15 protein-coding genes are annotated in these 14740 nt (G+C 68.5%); 3 read left to right on the forward strand and 12 right to left on the reverse strand.

From position 1 onward, the window contains the following. Positions 1–102 precede the first annotated feature (102 nt). The 6 genes from EYW49_RS20605 to EYW49_RS20630 all read right to left on the reverse strand — a co-directional run bounded on the left by EYW49_RS20605 (position 103) and on the right by EYW49_RS20630 (position 7284). Positions 103–2076, reverse strand: coding sequence for a ClpP-like prohead protease/major capsid protein fusion protein (locus EYW49_RS20605; RefSeq protein WP_131311518.1), 1974 nt, complete (start codon positions 2074–2076; stop codon positions 103–105). Next, positions 2069–3661, reverse strand: a complete 1593-nt coding sequence (locus tag EYW49_RS20610) for a phage portal protein (RefSeq protein ID WP_131311519.1) — start codon at positions 3659–3661, stop codon at positions 2069–2071. The genes EYW49_RS20605 and EYW49_RS20610 overlap by 8 nt, the downstream gene beginning before the upstream one ends. Continuing rightward, positions 3658–3921, reverse strand: coding sequence for a phage head-tail joining protein (locus tag EYW49_RS20615; RefSeq protein WP_131311520.1), 264 nt, complete (start codon positions 3919–3921; stop codon positions 3658–3660). The genes EYW49_RS20610 and EYW49_RS20615 overlap by 4 nt, the downstream gene beginning before the upstream one ends. Positions 3922–3924: 3 nt before the next feature. Beyond that, complete coding sequence (locus EYW49_RS20620; RefSeq protein ID WP_131311521.1) at positions 3925–6072, reverse strand: phage terminase large subunit family protein; 2148 nt, start codon at positions 6070–6072, stop codon at positions 3925–3927. Positions 6073–6076: 4 nt separating this feature from the next. Continuing rightward, positions 6077–6619 carry a hypothetical protein gene (locus EYW49_RS20625; protein WP_131311522.1) on the reverse strand — a complete coding sequence of 181 codons (543 nt, stop codon included), beginning with the start codon at positions 6617–6619 and terminating at the stop codon, positions 6077–6079. Between the two features lie 131 nt (positions 6620–6750). Next, positions 6751–7284, reverse strand: a complete 534-nt coding sequence (locus tag EYW49_RS20630; RefSeq protein WP_131311523.1) for a hypothetical protein — start codon at positions 7282–7284, stop codon at positions 6751–6753. A 27-nt stretch (positions 7285–7311) separates the two neighbouring features. Between EYW49_RS20630 and EYW49_RS20635 the strand changes: the two genes are divergently transcribed. Continuing rightward, positions 7312–7569, forward strand: coding sequence for a hypothetical protein (locus tag EYW49_RS20635; RefSeq protein WP_131311524.1), 258 nt, complete (start codon positions 7312–7314; stop codon positions 7567–7569). 19 nt (positions 7570–7588) lie between these two features. Here EYW49_RS20635 and EYW49_RS20640 read toward each other — a convergent pair whose 3' ends face one another. The 3 genes from EYW49_RS20640 to EYW49_RS20650 form a co-directional block, all read right to left on the reverse strand. Next, on the reverse strand, positions 7589–8392 hold the full coding sequence (locus tag EYW49_RS20640; RefSeq protein WP_131311525.1) for a hypothetical protein: 804 nt from the start codon (positions 8390–8392) through the stop codon (positions 7589–7591). 355 nt (positions 8393–8747) lie between these two features. Further along, complete coding sequence (locus EYW49_RS20645) at positions 8748–10535, reverse strand: DNA primase family protein (RefSeq protein WP_131311526.1); 1788 nt, start codon at positions 10533–10535, stop codon at positions 8748–8750. Then, entirely contained in the window at positions 10532–11791 is a 1260-nt protein-coding gene (locus EYW49_RS20650; RefSeq protein WP_131311527.1) for a DUF7146 domain-containing protein, read from the reverse strand. Before EYW49_RS20650 ends, EYW49_RS20645 begins: the two co-directional genes overlap by 4 nt. A gap of 99 nt (positions 11792–11890) precedes the next feature. Between EYW49_RS20650 and EYW49_RS20655 the strand changes: the two genes are divergently transcribed. Continuing rightward, positions 11891–12100, forward strand: coding sequence for a type II toxin-antitoxin system HicA family toxin (locus EYW49_RS20655; RefSeq protein WP_206365515.1), 210 nt, complete (start codon positions 11891–11893; stop codon positions 12098–12100). Positions 12101–12114: 14 nt separating this feature from the next. Beyond that, the gene (locus EYW49_RS20660) at positions 12115–12513 is read left to right on the forward strand and encodes a type II toxin-antitoxin system HicB family antitoxin (protein WP_131311529.1); all 399 of its coding nucleotides are present in this window, start codon (positions 12115–12117) and stop codon (positions 12511–12513) included. 38 nt (positions 12514–12551) lie between these two features. Here EYW49_RS20660 and EYW49_RS20665 read toward each other — a convergent pair whose 3' ends face one another. The 3 genes from EYW49_RS20665 to EYW49_RS20675 all read right to left on the reverse strand — a co-directional run. Next, positions 12552–13154 (reverse strand): MT-A70 family methyltransferase, encoded by a 603-nt coding sequence (locus EYW49_RS20665; protein WP_131311530.1) that lies wholly within the window; start codon positions 13152–13154, stop codon positions 12552–12554. 152 nt (positions 13155–13306) lie between these two features. Beyond that, positions 13307–14089: a hypothetical protein gene (locus EYW49_RS20670; protein WP_131311531.1), complete on the reverse strand. Its 783-nt coding sequence runs from the start codon at positions 14087–14089 to the stop codon at positions 13307–13309. Between the two features lie 471 nt (positions 14090–14560). Next, on the reverse strand, positions 14561–14740 hold a 180-nt coding region (locus tag EYW49_RS20675), incomplete at its 5' end, for a transposase (RefSeq protein WP_206365403.1).

Raw genomic sequence — 14740 nt, forward strand, 5'->3', positions numbered from 1 at the left:
GAGAGAACTCCGAAAGGGGGAGCGGGAGACGGTGCGGAACCTCCCGCGCGCCGGCCCTCATCGGACCGACGGGCGTGGGAGGCCCGCGTCGGGTGGCGTCGATCAGGCGCCGACCTGCTTCTGGAGACCTTCCCAGGCGAAGGCCTTGACGCCGTAGTCGATGCGGATCTTCCACACCAGGCCGTCGACGTTGGGCTGGGTGAACTCCTCGATCACCGGCTCCTTGACACCATTGAGGTAGAGCACCTCGACGGTGTCGGTCTGTGCCTGGTCGGCGGCGAGATACCAGCCGGTCGACGACACCGCGTCGAGGCGCGCCTCGGCGACGATGTCCTCGACGATGTTCTGGACCGGGTTGATCACCGCCGGGTTGGCCTGGCCGAGCGCCGACGCCGAACGCACCACCTGGGCGCCGGTGTACTTCAGGGCCCGCGGCACGATCAGGTACTTCGGCGCGAGGCCGAGCACGACCTTGCTCTGGGTGCGGTCCTTCTGGAGCCCCATGGCGAGGTCGCCCGCCTGGAGCGAGGTCGACGACAGCGCCGTCCCCGCGCCGGAGAACAGATTGGCGTGGGTGGCGTGGAACAGCGCCAGGCCGTCGCCCATCGTCGGGTTGGACGCCAGGATGCCGTAGACGTCGTTGCCGATGGTGCGCTTGGCGGCGCGGCCGAGGCGGCGCGGCAAGCGCCCGAAGACGTCGAGATCGTCGTTGATGATCGCCTGGCGCGAGATCGACACCAGACCGCCGGCGGTCGAGATCGAATAGACCTCGCCACGGTCGCCGCCCGACAGATAGGTGTACTCGTTCTGCTCGGTGATCTGCGGCAGCGACGGCAGGGCGTTGAGATCGACGCGGCGGGCCTGTTTGAAGTCGGGCAGCGAACCGGTCGACGTCCAGACCTCGAACGTCTCCGCCGCCTCCTCGTAGCCCTTGAGCATCGCCTTGTAGGCGATGTTGGAGGTGATCTGCGAGAAGTCGCCGGACGAGTGGGTGATGACCGCGGCGACCATCCGCATCGGATCGCGACCGACCCGGATGTTGTTGCGCGCGGAGATCTCGCGGATCAGGTCCATCGGCTTCAGGCCGTTGAACTCGTTCTTCGGATCGGCCGTTTCGATGCCTTCGCGGGCGAGGAAGGCATTGGAGATGCCGGCGACGAACTTGTCGCGAGCGTCGGCGCCCATCTCGATGTGACCGCCCTTGGCCGGCGGCACGTTCCCCGCCTGGCGCGCCGCGAGGGCGTCGATCAGGCGATCCTTGGCGGTGTCGAGGCTCGGCACGGCCGCGACGATCTCGTTGGTCTCCGCCAGCGTCAGACCCTTGGTTCCCGCGAGGGCATAGAACTCGACCGCCCAGGCCTTGGCCTGCGGCTGGGTGCCGCCGGCCGCGGCCGGATCGGTGGTGGTGTCTTCGGGCTTGAGATTGGGCTGCGGCATCGGAGGCTTCTCCAGAGAGGCGACGGGTTTGCGGGCGGGAGCCTTGCGCAGGCTCGCCTTCAGGCGGTCGGGGGTGTGGCTGTAGACGTCCCAGTCGAACTTCGCGGTGGGTTCGGCCACCTCTTCCATCAACCGATCGGCGAGCCCCTCGGCGATGGCCTCGTCGGCGGTGAGCCAGGTCTCGGCCTGCATCAGCGACCGACAGTGGTCGACCGGCCGGCCGCACTTGCGCGCATAGACGCCGGCGTATTGGGCGGAGAGCTTGTCGAGGACGTCCGCCTGTTTCTCGTGCTCGGCGGCGTTGCCGAAGGTGACCGCCGCCGCGTCATGGATCATCAGCATGGCGCCCTGGCGCATTTCCAGGGTACCGGCCATGGCGATCAGGGACGCAGCCGACGCGGCGACGCCGTCGACCTGGATCGTCACCGCGCCGTCATGGCTCATCAGCAGCGAATAGATCGCCAGACCGTCGAAGGCCCGGCCGCCGCCGGAGTTGAGGCGGACGGTGACCGGCCCGGGGCCGTGTTCGGCGAGCGCCTGGGCGACCTGTTCGGGGGTGAAACCATCCCCCCAACCCCAGGGATCGCCGACGTCGCCGTAGAGCAGCACCATGCCGCCCACGAGGAGGGTGTCAGGCATTTCCGTTTCCTTTCGGATCGCCGGGAAGGATCGTGTCCTTCGAAACCGCCGTCATGGGCGCGCCCATCGGGTGGCGGCCGTCGCTGTCGAAGAGCAGCTTCAGCCCATCGGCCCGCGCGTTCTCTTCGGCGATCTCGGCGTCGACCTTTTCCGGGTCGTAGCCCATCCGCCGCAGTTCTTCCGACCGCGACGAGAGCCCGGACCGGATCGCATCGCGCGCCGCCGGGATCTCCTTGGTCGGATCGATCATCTCGCGCCGCGGCTCGGTGTGTTTCAGGCGTGCCAGGGTCGCCCCCGGAACCCGAAACTCGGCGGCATCGAGGAACCATCGGCCGATGCCGGCGCACATGTGCGGGATCAGCATCGACCACTGCCACTGGCCGATGCCGCGTTGGAATTCGAGCCAGCCCATGCGGCCCGACGAGAAGTTGACCTGACTGAGGTCGCCGGCGAGCGCCTCGTAGGGCACCCCGTAGCCGATCGCCAGCTTGCGGATGTTGGCCCGGGTGTAGGCCTCGAACCCTTGCGTCACCGGCGGCGTGGCGAACTTGACGTCGACGCCGGGCGGCAGGCGCTGCTGCAACCCGGGCTCCAACATGTCGACCGGCAGGCCGGTGTCGGTCGGCGGGGCGTTCGGATCGGAACCGAGCTTGGTCCGTCCCTCGCTGTCGATCCAGAACACCGCGAAACAGGCGGCGATCTTCTGCCGCATCAGTTCGGCCTCTTCATAATCGGAGAGGTCCCACATGGTCATGATCACCGGCGCGCCCCACGGCACGCCGCGGGACTGGCCGGGCCGATCGACCCGGTAGAGGTGGATGACGTCGTCGACCGGAACCCGGATCCAGTCCTGGTTGAAACCGGCGAACAGACTGCCGGGATGCTCCTTGTAGAGGTGGTAGGCGACGCGGCGCCCCTCGGGATCGTATTCGATGCCCTGGGAGACGAAGTTGCCGGCGCCGACCTTGCCGATCGCCCGCGATCCGTCGATCCACGGCACCAGATAGTCGGGCTCCAGAACCCGAACCTGGAACGGCAACGGCAGTCCGGCGGTCGAGGTGCGGCGATAGCGCACGATCAACGCCTCGCCGCTCTCCACCACGGTCCGCATCGCCAGGGCCTGGAGGCCATAGAGATTGTGGCGCCCGTCGAAGTCGATCGCCGGCGTCTCGAGGTGGTCGGTCACCAACGTGGCGAGACGGCTCTTCACCTTCTTCGAAGCGTCGGCGATCGACACCGTGATTCCGGTGCCGACGACGTTCGACGTGATCACCTGCACGGCGCGCGCCGCATAGGCGTTGTTGCGGACGAGCTCGCGATGGACGTCGCGCAGACGGGTCAGCGAGGTCCAGGATTCACGGTCGGCCGAGGTCGACGCGATGCGACGACCGGCGGTGCGATGGCCGCGGGCGGCGCCGTCGTAGCCGGCGACCGCCTCGACGAGACCGCGCATCTTCTGCCGACGGTCGGTCGCCGCCATCTCGGCGGCGAGCGCATCGACGCGAATCCGCGCCGTGAGACGCCGCGCGGTCCACTCCGGCGCCAACGAGCGACCGAGGCGGGTGAGGAAAGACGGAGAGGTCACGGGATCAGCCTCCCCGGATAGGGATAGCCGTAGGACGGCGCCCCGCGCATGACGCCGGTCGACATGCCGGTTGCGACCCGGTCGTCGCCGAGGGTGCGCACACCGGTGCCGGTGAGCGTCGCGACGATGCCTCCGCGGATGCCCATCATTTCGCGCACCGAGCGATAGACGACCATGCGGCCGTCGGCATAGCGGACCTCACGCGCACCGAGCGCGAGGGCCGCGTCGAGCGCGTCGAGATCGGCTTGGGTCCAGGCCATGGGTCACCTCTTCAACCACCCCGATCGACGGGGGACGAACGTCGGGCGCGGCGGGAGTGGCGGAGGCAGAACCGGGTCGGGCTCCGACGCAGGTTGCGGCGGAGCGGCGACCAGGGTGGATGCGAAGAGTTCGCCCTGGGGCGTCTCCGGCGCCCGCGGCCCATGGGCGGCGGCGACCAGTTCGTCCCAGCGCTTGCGGTCGATCTGTCCGGCGCCGTCGCCCCAGGCGAGCGCTCGACACCCGACGGCGATGTCGAGGCCCTCGTTCGGCCAGTGGTGCCGCTTGCGCCACTCGCGGGCGTCGCCGATCTTGACCAGCGACTGGCGGCGGGCGTTGCCGCGCGCCTCTTCGCGGGTGTCGACCAACACCTCTGCGGTCAACTGCCGCAACTCGTCTTCACCGATCCAGTCGGGAAGGTGGATCGTGGCGTTCGGCCAAGTGCCGTCCGAGCGCGGCCCCGCGACGAGATGGCGCAGGCCTTCGTAGACCGACACCTTCAGGCCCCAGGCCCCGACCAGGCCGAGGTCGATGCGGCGGCCGGCGATCGGCCGACCGTGGACGTCGCGCAGATCGGCGCGAGTCAGTTTGTAGGGGGCGGCGCTCGGTCGGTTGTCCGACTTCGTCGCCTGCAGGCCATGGCGCTTCGACACCTTGTCGTAGAGCGCCTGCGTGAAGGCGCCGGTGTCGATGCCCCACGCCATCACGTCGAGATCGCGACCACCCTCGCTCGTCCACTGCCGCGCCGTGAGCGCATCGAGAGCATTCCAGGCCTCGGCCGTGGTGTGTTCGTGGGCGATGACGCCGCGGTCGACGAGCCAAGCCTGAAAGCCGGGCCCGAAGGCCCACAGCCCCCACTCGAACCGGTTCCCCTGGACGTCCACGAACCCGTAGAGCACCGCCGCCGGATAGGGGACGACGCCCCGGGTCCAGGCGCGGCGCACCTCGAGCAGCTTCTCCCAGTCGGGGGTGTCGCTCTTCGGCTCCCAGGCCTCCCCGAGATCCTGCTGCGTGACGACCTTTTCCTTGCCCGGATCGCCATGGGCGGCTTCGCTGCGCGCCCAGATGTCCGACCACGGCTCGAACGGCGACCACGCCGACCAGTTCGCCCAAGAGGGCTGGCGATCTCGCACGCGACCGCTACAGGGCTCGATCGCATGGAGATCGATGTCGGCCGCGGCGATCACCGTGGGAACCGGCGGCTCGCCTTCGGCGACCCATGTCGGCACCCAGCGGTGAGCCGCCAACATGACGTCGCGCGAGACCTGGTCGACGATGCAGCCTTCCGCCTCACAGGCGAAGTGCGGTCGATTCTTCGACGCCGGCGTCGGCGGACGCATCTTGTCGAAGCCCCAAACCTGGAAGGCCCCGCACTGCGGACACGGCATATACAGGCGGCGGCGGTCGCCGGCGTCGTAGTCTTCGCTGATGCGGCAATCGCCGACGAGGCCGGGGGTCGAGACCTCCAACTCCTTGGCGCGATCGCCGTAGGATTTCGTGCGGGCGCGGGCCTGATCGACCGGGGAACCGCGACCGTCGGCGTCCTTCGGGTAGCCCGCGACTTCGTCGAGGATCAGCCAGCGGATGGAGACCATCTGCAGGCCCTTCGACGACGTCGCCGAAGTGATCTGGTTGTAGCCGCCGGCGAAGCGCTTGAACGCCGTCGTCGAAGCCCCTTCATCCCGACTGTTCTCGGGGCGGACCCGATGGCGGATGCGGGGCGAGGCGTCGACCGTCGGCTGCAGCTTGACGCGATTGTACTTCGCCGCCTCCTCACCGGTCGGCAGCACGGTCAGCATCGGTCCCGGCGACCGGTCGACGATGTAGCCGAACCAGCAGACACCCACCTCGGACTTGCCGGTCTGGGCGGAGAACTTCAGCGTGACGCGGCGGGCCGGGTGATCGGGGTGGAGGCAGTCGAGCGGCTGGCGCAGGTACGGCACGCGGGCCGTGCGCCAGTCACCCGGATAGGGAGAACCGGATTCGGGCGAGATCTTGCGATAGCGGTCGGCCCACTCGGAGACCGTCAGTTCTTCCTCGGGGCGGGCGGCCGTGATCAACGCGTCGAAGAGGACGGTACGGCCGTGGACGATCCCGGGAAATTCGCCGCGAATTTCGGCGAGACGAGCAGCGGCGGCTCTCTCGTCGAACATGGCGTCACTCCGCTGCGGCAGCCTCCGCCTCGGTGAGGAGACCGTGGTCGATCAGGTTGCGGATGAAGGCTTCGAGGCCTTTGCGTTCGAACGCCCGCAGGTGCGGACGGATCAGGCGAGCCTCGACACCGACCGTCGCCGCGATCGCCTCCGACGTGTCGGCGACGGCGAGCGAAAAGGCGTTGCGAAGCGACGACACGGCGACGACGGCGGCTTCCTCGACCTCGCGGCGCAGGGTCAGGTGGCCTTCGCGCTCGCCGAGTTCGAGTTCGCGCAGCCGCCGCTGAGCCCGCAGATTGCCGGCCGCCTCTTCCGAACGCGAGGAATCGGCCTTCTGGGTCGGTGCGGGCTTGGCCGCCAACCGGATGTTCTCGGCGCGGTGCGCCGCCAGGTCTTCGTAGTCGACGACGGTCTCTCGTCCGACGGTGCTCGGAGCGAGGGCGTCGCCGTGCTGTTTGACGTAGCGCGAGAGCGTCGATCGGGTGACCGGATCGCCGGCTTCGGTCAGAAGCTCGGCCGCCCGGGTCAGGCTCACCGTCCCGTGCATCGTGCATCGCCCCCGTGCGTTCGCGTGTATCGGTTTCAGGGCCGGCCCACTACCGAAACTCCGGGCTGCGTCCGCACTCGCGGGCCGGCCGGGGTGGGGAAGGACCCGACCCCCCTCCTTCGATCGGAGGGTCAGCGGAGGGCGAGGGCGCGAGCCAGTCGCTTCTCGATCACCGGGCCGACGTTGCGTCGAACCGATGCCTCGAAGAGGTCGACCATGCCGCCCTTCAACATCTCCTTCGCCAAGTTCGGACCGAACAGCGCGCGCACCGGCAACCGCTCACGGGTCAGACGGGCACGACCGCGACCACTCGGCGAGAAGAACGATCGCTTGAAGAGATGGTCGACGCCCCACACGTCGGCGGAGACCGCGCCTCCTGCCGACCGCGTAGGGAAGGCCGACAGTGGTAGGCCCGGGCCATGGACGATGATGCAATATCGTCCCGGCGCCGGAGAACGGGCGAAGACGCGCGCCGTGATCGACGCATAGGTCTTGACGCCGCTCACCACCTTCAACCCGCGCCGGACGTCGGTGCGGACCTTGTCGCCCCCCTCGATCGCCGCTTCCTTACGGACACGGGCGATCTTGGGCGGCATGGCGGCAAACTTGGTGGCGAGGCGCTCCCAGGCCCGGGTGTCGAGCCTGAGAGCGATCATGTCGCTCATCGCCGCGCCCCCAGTCGGGCGCGCGCCATGGCGAGCGCCGTCGATCCGATCGACCGCGCATCCTCGACCATCGAGGAGACGACGAACGAGGCGGCGGGCACGATCTGGGACAGATCACCGGCGATCGTCGACGTCGCGGCCGATACGATCCTCTGCCGGCGTTCGGCACACTGGCACATGGCGAACCCTCACATGACGGCCTCCCGCGGAGGGCACAACGAAAACCCCGGCCACCTTGCGGCGCCGGGGTTCCTGATCAGCTTTTACACTGTGAGCAAAACCTAGATCACGCGACTGCCGCACGTCAAGCGGTCTGCCGAGAATTTTCGTCGCTGCCCGACGACCTCCCCCATTCGACCCACGGCACCACCGGCGCCGCGGGCGGCAGCACGACGCGGCCGCCGAGCCCATCCAAGGTGACGGCGAGCCGCCGCAGGGCGGCGTGGGTGAGCCCCCATTCGATCCGATGGGCCAAGCCGGCGGCGGGATCGGGTTCCAGGGTCAGACACGGATAGGCGCCGACGTGGGGGCGCTGGCGCCGCACGTCGTAGCCGTCGAGTTCGACGTCCTCCCATCGCGTCGGGATGCCCGTCACTGCGTCGAACTGGACAGCCTGACGCACCGAGCGCCGCCATTGGGGTTTTCCCCGCCGCAGGGTCGGGATCACGGCCGGTTCGACCACATCCCAGGCCGGCCACAGACCGAGGATGGCGATCCGCCGCACCAGGGCCGAAATCGGCGACCGCAGCCAGCGATGACCGTCGTCGGCATAAGTGACGATGTCCCAGGCGCGCGCCACCGCTCGCTCGCCCGCGACGCCGAGGTTCGGCCAACCCGCCAGCAGATCGTGAGCATCGCCCTCGGCGACGCTTTCGTCGTCGAGAGCTTCGACCGCCGCGGCGACAGTGAGCGCGTCGGGGTGAGGATCGGTGGCGTCATCGCCGGTTCCCCACGCGGACACGTCGACCATCGTGCCGAGCGCGCCCACCCGTTCGACGATCGCCCAGGAAGAGCCGATGGCAGACGCCCCCCAGGCGCCTCCGGCCGACTTCGGCAATTCCATCACGTAGGCCCAGCGCAGCAGCGCCTCGATGTTCGTCGTCACCATTTCCCTGACCCTCTCTCGATTGAGGCCTTTTTGGCCGAGATCCGTCCCGAAGATGGTTGGCGGCACTATGTCGGTAGTTAAAATCCAACTACCGCCAACATTTTTTCTTTTATATTCAACCAGATAGAGAGAAATGGCGGTAGTTGGCGGTAGTTCTATAGAGAACCATGAAGATCTTTAGACCAAACGATGCTTCACAGTTCATAGGATAGGAAACCCCCGCCAACTACCGCCGAACCATCTCATGTTCTTGATCCGTCGAGGCTTTTCCCCTCCCCCGAACCCCCGCCAAACCCCCGCCGAACCTCCGCCGACTACCGCCGCCGCAGCGGCAGTTCGAGTCTTTGAGCCGAGGTCAATCCGACGGGTTGCGGGTGTTCGTGGACGCCTCGGGCACGTCGTGGAGCACACAGTCCATGTAGAAGTTGCGGCCCGACACCTCAGTTCGTTGGAGCTTCTGGCCCGCAACGCGACCGAACTTGGTCACCGATCGAGGTCGCTTGGAGTTGGCGAAAGACCACGCGACATAGGCGTCGTACATCACGGTCGCCTGGATCTTGGTGTCGATCTGGGTTCGCACACAGGTCCTCAGGAACTCGCCCACGGGGTCCATGATGGCCCCATAGTCTGCGGTCGCCTTGCGCACCGATGGCGCCACGAACAGCCCATGCGCGAGGAAGTCGACCGCCCCTTCCGCGAGCCACGCCAGGATCCCAGGGCCCTCATCGGCGACAAATCCGGCGACCATCTCTTCCATGTCGCGGCGATTGTCTTCCGGCACCGTCTGGTCCCAGTGGACGACCAGGATGCGCCGCATGGTGCCGTAGTCCGACCCGTCGAGCGTCGGAAACCCATTGCCGCTCATGTGCGGTGCGGCCACCGACTTGAACTCGAAATAGCCCTTGAACAGCGAGCGCACCGGGAACTTCTCGCCGCCGGTCAGTTTCTTGATCAGATCCTCCTGGAGCGGCACGTCGCCCTTCACCTCGAGGATGCGGACCATCCGCCGCCCATAGAGCCGGACGAGGTCGGGCGAGGCGGCGCCGACCCCGCGGTCGCCGGTACCGACGATCGATTCGCGCGGCAGGCCGACGGCGAGCGAACCGAGCACCCGGGTCAGCGTCTCGAGGAAGACGCTCTTACCGTTGGCGCCGGTGCCGTAGTGGAACATGATGTTCTGGGCGATGACCCCGAGCAGCGACGTGCCGGAGAACGCCTGGACGGTTCGCCGCTTGTCCTCGTCCGGCAGCATCTCGGCGAGAAAGGCCCGCCATTTCGGTGCCGGTGCGTCGAGGCCGGCCCAGGCAACCGGCATCACCGAGGTGATGAGATCGCCGCGCTCGTGGCCCTCGATCGCCTCGACCGAAGCTACCCACCTGACGACGTCCGGGTCGGGGCATTCCTCGTCGAGCGCGCGGCCGAAACGCAACGTGTGGGTTGCGCAGGCGACCTTGTAGGGGTCGGCGTTGAAGGCCTCGGGATCGCGGCGCAGCCGTGGCCCGGCCATGTCGAGCATGTTGTTGACCCGGCCCTTGTTCTTCGAGGTGACGCCGAAGGCTTTCCGCGCCCGCTGGCGGCCGGCGAGTTTGAGGCGAGCGGCATCGGCGGCCTTGAGCTTCGCCTGAAGCTTCTTCGGCGCGTCGTCGATGTCGTCGTAGTCGTCGAGGCCCTTGGCGGCGGCGATCGCCCGCTCCTCGTCGGGCGTGTGGCGCAGGAAGTCCGCTTCCAGGCCTATCCGGTCGCCGAGCCCTTGCGCGATGCGCTCGACCCGGGCCCGGCCGCCGGCATAGTCCCAGTGCGTGCCGGCCCAGCCGAGGAACACACCGGTCGCGACCTCCTCCTGCGCCAACACCAGGATGTCGCGCCCGAAATGCCGGATCAGCCGCTCACCGTTGTCGGTGTCGGAATGGTCGAGCTTGGCGCAGCCCTCGACGACCGCCATGTCGAGCGGCAGCGCCGCCCATTCGAGCGTCGCCCCGGACGACCCCGGCTCGCCTTCGTCGTCGCCGGCGTCGGTCGATGCGGGCGGAGAAGCCGACGGGGTTGCGGGTGGAGCCGAGCGCCCGGAGACGGCGCTCCGATCCTCCTCGGCGATCCCGATTTCCTCGGCCGCGTCGAGCGCCAGCAAGATGGAATCGGTCATGTGCGGTCTCCTGGGCGCGCGAGCATTTCCGCTTGCCGCATGTCGTTGAAATCGAGGCCGTCGGTCGGCCAAGCGCGCCGGGTTGAAACTCCGGCGCGCGCCCACCGCCTCGCGGCGCGGCGGGTGGCGTAGTCGACGGTGGCGCGGTCGCTGTCGCCGTCGCAGAGCAGCAGCGCGCGCCGCACCGACGGCGGCAGCACGATCCCCGGCTTCGTCCAATCGGGCTCCGGGCCCGGGATCCGCACCAAGCGGAGCCGGCCGCGGGCATCGGGCTTCTTCAGCCCGTCGGGATGCCGAACGGCTTCCGCCGCTGCACCGCCGAGGTTGCCGAGCGACACCCCGACGATCCAGGCGATCTCGTCGACCCTGCGGCCGGCGTCGATCGCGCTGTCGCGCACCGAGGCCGTAGTCTCGATCCCCTCCCCGACCGTCACCTCGATCGGCGCCGGCGGCTTGGTCAGGTGGATGATCCCGGTGCCCCGCGGACCCCGCACCTTCTTCGGCGGATAGAGCGGGCGGCCGGCGGTGTCACGGGTCTCCCCGGTCGTCGGATCGGCGATCAGCGCCTTGCGCGGCGCGACGGGATCGAGGAACGTCTGGTGGACGGCCAGAAACCGCCCGTCGGCGCCGACGATCGCCGCCAACATCACCGGGTAGTCACCGGCCGAGACGAAGCATTTTTGCGCCTTCGACCACACCCAATAGGTCATCGAGGCCGCGAATCGCAGTCGCAGGCCGGATTGGTGCAGGATGCCACGCGCCGCGAGATAGGCCGCGGCATGCGACCCCGCGAGCGGCACGCCGGCGTTCCAGATCGCATAGGCGCGCTCGCGTTCCTTTTCGCGGAAGCGCCGCACCGCGTCGTCGTCGCGTTCGGCCTTCCGCTCGGCATCCCGGCGGCGCTCTTCCGCCCGCTGCTCGCGCTCTTGCCGCGCCGCCGGGGTCTCGGTCACCTCACCGTCGGGCGGCGGCGTGCCGTTGATCCATTCACAGGCAGCGAGAAACCCGAGCTTCGGGTCGTAGTCGCGGACGTGACAGACCAGCGCCACGACGTCGCCACCCGCCCCACCATCGTGGCCGCAGTTGAAGATCCGTTTCGCCGGGTTGATCTGGAGCTTGTCGCCTCGCCCCCCACACAGCGGGCAGGGCCCGACCAGTTCCCGCCCCGCCTGCCGAAGCTTCGCCCCGAGCCGGCCCGCCACCTCGACGATGTCTGCCAACCGGGCATCTTCGACCCATTCCGCCCGCGTGGTCATGCCGGCCACCCCGAAGTTGTGTAGCCATACACACCGCGAGGATTGACAAAACCTCTTAATCTTGTGTATCTATACACACGATTGAAGGACACCCGCCCGATGAATCCGAAGCGCCTCACGATGACCCCGAAGGACGTCAAGAAGCGCCTCGAGGCCGAGGGTTGGTTCGTCGCCCGCACCGGCCCGGGCGACCATGTCCAGATGAAGCACCCGGAGAAGACTGGCCGGGTGACGATCGACATGGGGGTCCGCGAGATCCCGATCGGCACGCTGCGCTCGGTGTTCCGGCAGGCCGGATGGAATTGGTGAGAGGAGAGCCCGACATGGCCCAGGCCTATGCATTGATCCACGAGGCGGACGGAGCCTTCGGCATCTCGTTCCCGGACTTCCCCGGCTGCGTCGCCGGCGGCGACAGCGTCGAAGACGTGTTGATCCGCGGCCGCGCCACGCTCGCCTTCCATGTCGCCGGCATGGTCGAGGACGGCGCCCCGATGCCGCTCTTGCGCAGCCACGCCGGGCTGCGGGCCGATCCCGACTTCGTCGCCGACGCGGAAGGCGCCACTCTGGTGCTGATCCCCGTCGACCTTCCGACACGTGCCGTGCGGGTCAACGTCTCGATCGACGAGACCCTGCTCGATCAGATCGACCGCGCCGCCCAGGCACGCGGCGAGACCCGCTCGGGCTTCCTCGCGGCAGCGGCTCGGGCGCGCGTGGCGGGCTGACGGCCCCGATCGAACAGCATCGGCGACGAACCCGTGCTTCATGCCACCGCCCCGAACTTGCCGACCTCGTTTCCGAACACGTCCCAGCCGGGGCGTTCGGTGCGGCCGAACATCTCGAGCTTCGGCAGATCACCGACGAGACGATCGATCAGGTGGGGGATGACGTCGGGCTTGCGCGAGTGCTCGCGCGGCACCGCGAAGACGGTCTGGCCGACACCCTTGTCGATGCGGTCGTAACCCTTCCCGCGGGTAGCCAGCCATACCTGCTCGGTGCCGGCCCGCGTGTGGTAACCGAGTCCCTTTCGGCAATCAGCCTCGTCCCAGAAAAGGCGCCCCTGACCGTGCGGCCCGGACGTCTTGACCCAGACGAACGCGACCGTCTTGAATTCAAACCCCCACGCCTCGATCAACCGCAGCGCTTCCGGCAGCATCGGCTGGTAGACCCACAAGAACAGCGCCGCGTCGTTCGCCGCGATGTCGCCGACCGGCAGCGCCATGATCTCGTCGAGTGGCATCGTGGGATAGTGCTGCTCCGGAGCCCGGTCCTGACCGGCCTCACCCCAGGTCCGGAAGGACCACGGTGGGTCGGCATAGATCACGCGGTAGACCCGGTCGATCGAGGCGAGGTCGGGACGGATCATCCCACCCTCCCCGCGGCTGCCATCGCTGCGCGCTCGGCGGCGGACCAGAGGTTCGCGACGCGGCGTCGCCGCGTCGTCCGCACCACCCGCCACACCGCGACCCGGCGGGCGCGAATCGTCATCCATCGGTCGAAGACGAGGCGGCGCATCCCTCACGCCCCCTTGCCGATGAGCGTGTCGAATGCCTTGACGCGCGCCGCGAAGATGCCCTCGACCGCCACGAGATCACGCTCTGCCGCCTGGAGGGCGCTCGACGCCGCCGCGACCCGCTGCGCTGCCTTCTGCAGCGCGTCGAGGTCGCCGGCGAGGGCGGCACGGAAACTGGTCATCGCCGCCGGCGGGACATCCTCGGCGATCGCGAAGAAGTTTGCCTCGCGAAACGCCTTGACGAAGGCGACCGACATCGCCGCGGCCGTCGCGACCTTCTCGTCCGACCAGCCGGGCAGATATCGCTTCTCCTTGACGTCGAGGTTGGCGAACAGCGCGTCGTAGACGACCTTGCGGCCGAGGATCGCGTCTTCCGACAAGGCCTTCGGCGCAGCCGGCTTGTCCTTCACAACCACCATGGGAAACTCCTTTCGCGCCGGCGTTTCGCGCTCGACGCACTTCGGGCAACGATCGTCGCGGTCGCGCGAGCCGACCCGCCATCCGGCAGCCCGGAAGCGTTGTGCGGCCATCGCCGGGGGCAGGTTCCTGAGGGCGGTCGAATTGACCACCTGATCACGCTCGCGACATCGACCGCAGACGATCTCCGCCCCCGATTGGGAGGGCCCGAAATCGGCGCGGCGGACGGGTACGACGCGGAAGCTTCGGTCGGTCATGCCCGGGCCTCCAACGCATCGGCGATATCGACGAGGTGCGTGCCGGCGAAGGCGGAACAACGCGCCAACCCGCGCAACAGGTGGGCGACGGTGAGGAGAGCGGCCGTGCGCCAACTGGTCATGAGCGCACCTCTGCGAGATGCCGATCGAGACGCCGCTGCAGGGCGTCGATCTGGGCCCGCGTCCGTTCCGCGTCGGCGGCACTGGCGGCGCGCGAGATCCAGGCAGGCGGCCCGTCCATGATCGCCGCCAGAAACTCGGGGCCGTAGACCCGGATCAGGGCGAGACAGGCGACGAAGGACGGGCGCGACGATCCCGACAGCCACTTGCGGGCCGTCGAAGCGGCGATGCCGGTCTCGGCCTCGATCGCCTCGGCAGGCTTGATCGGGTGGCGGCTCGTCAGGAAGGCGATGACGCGGTCGGCGCAATCGTCACTGATGCCGAACTTTCCGTCGATCCGAGAGGCCGCGGGCGAATTCCGTCCAGACTTTCCCGAGCCGCACTCCGAGGATGGGATGCGATCGTGTCCCGAGAGGTGGTGTAGCTGACCGGTGGCCAGCGGGCGCGCCGATATGGGCGGCGTCCTCAGGCCGCCATGTTCGGCAGGCCGAGGACGGCAGGATCATCGTCGATGGCGGCGATCGTTTCCAGCGTCATGTAGCGGGAGCGTTGGACGGCCCATTCGTCGTTCTGTTCGAGCAGGATCGCCCCGACCAACCGGACGATGGCATCTTCGTTGGGGAAGATGCCGACGACCTCGGTTCG

It is taken from the genome of Siculibacillus lacustris, assembly GCF_004328075.1.
In the GTDB taxonomy this organism is placed as follows: domain Bacteria; phylum Pseudomonadota; class Alphaproteobacteria; order Rhizobiales; family Ancalomicrobiaceae; genus Siculibacillus; species Siculibacillus lacustris.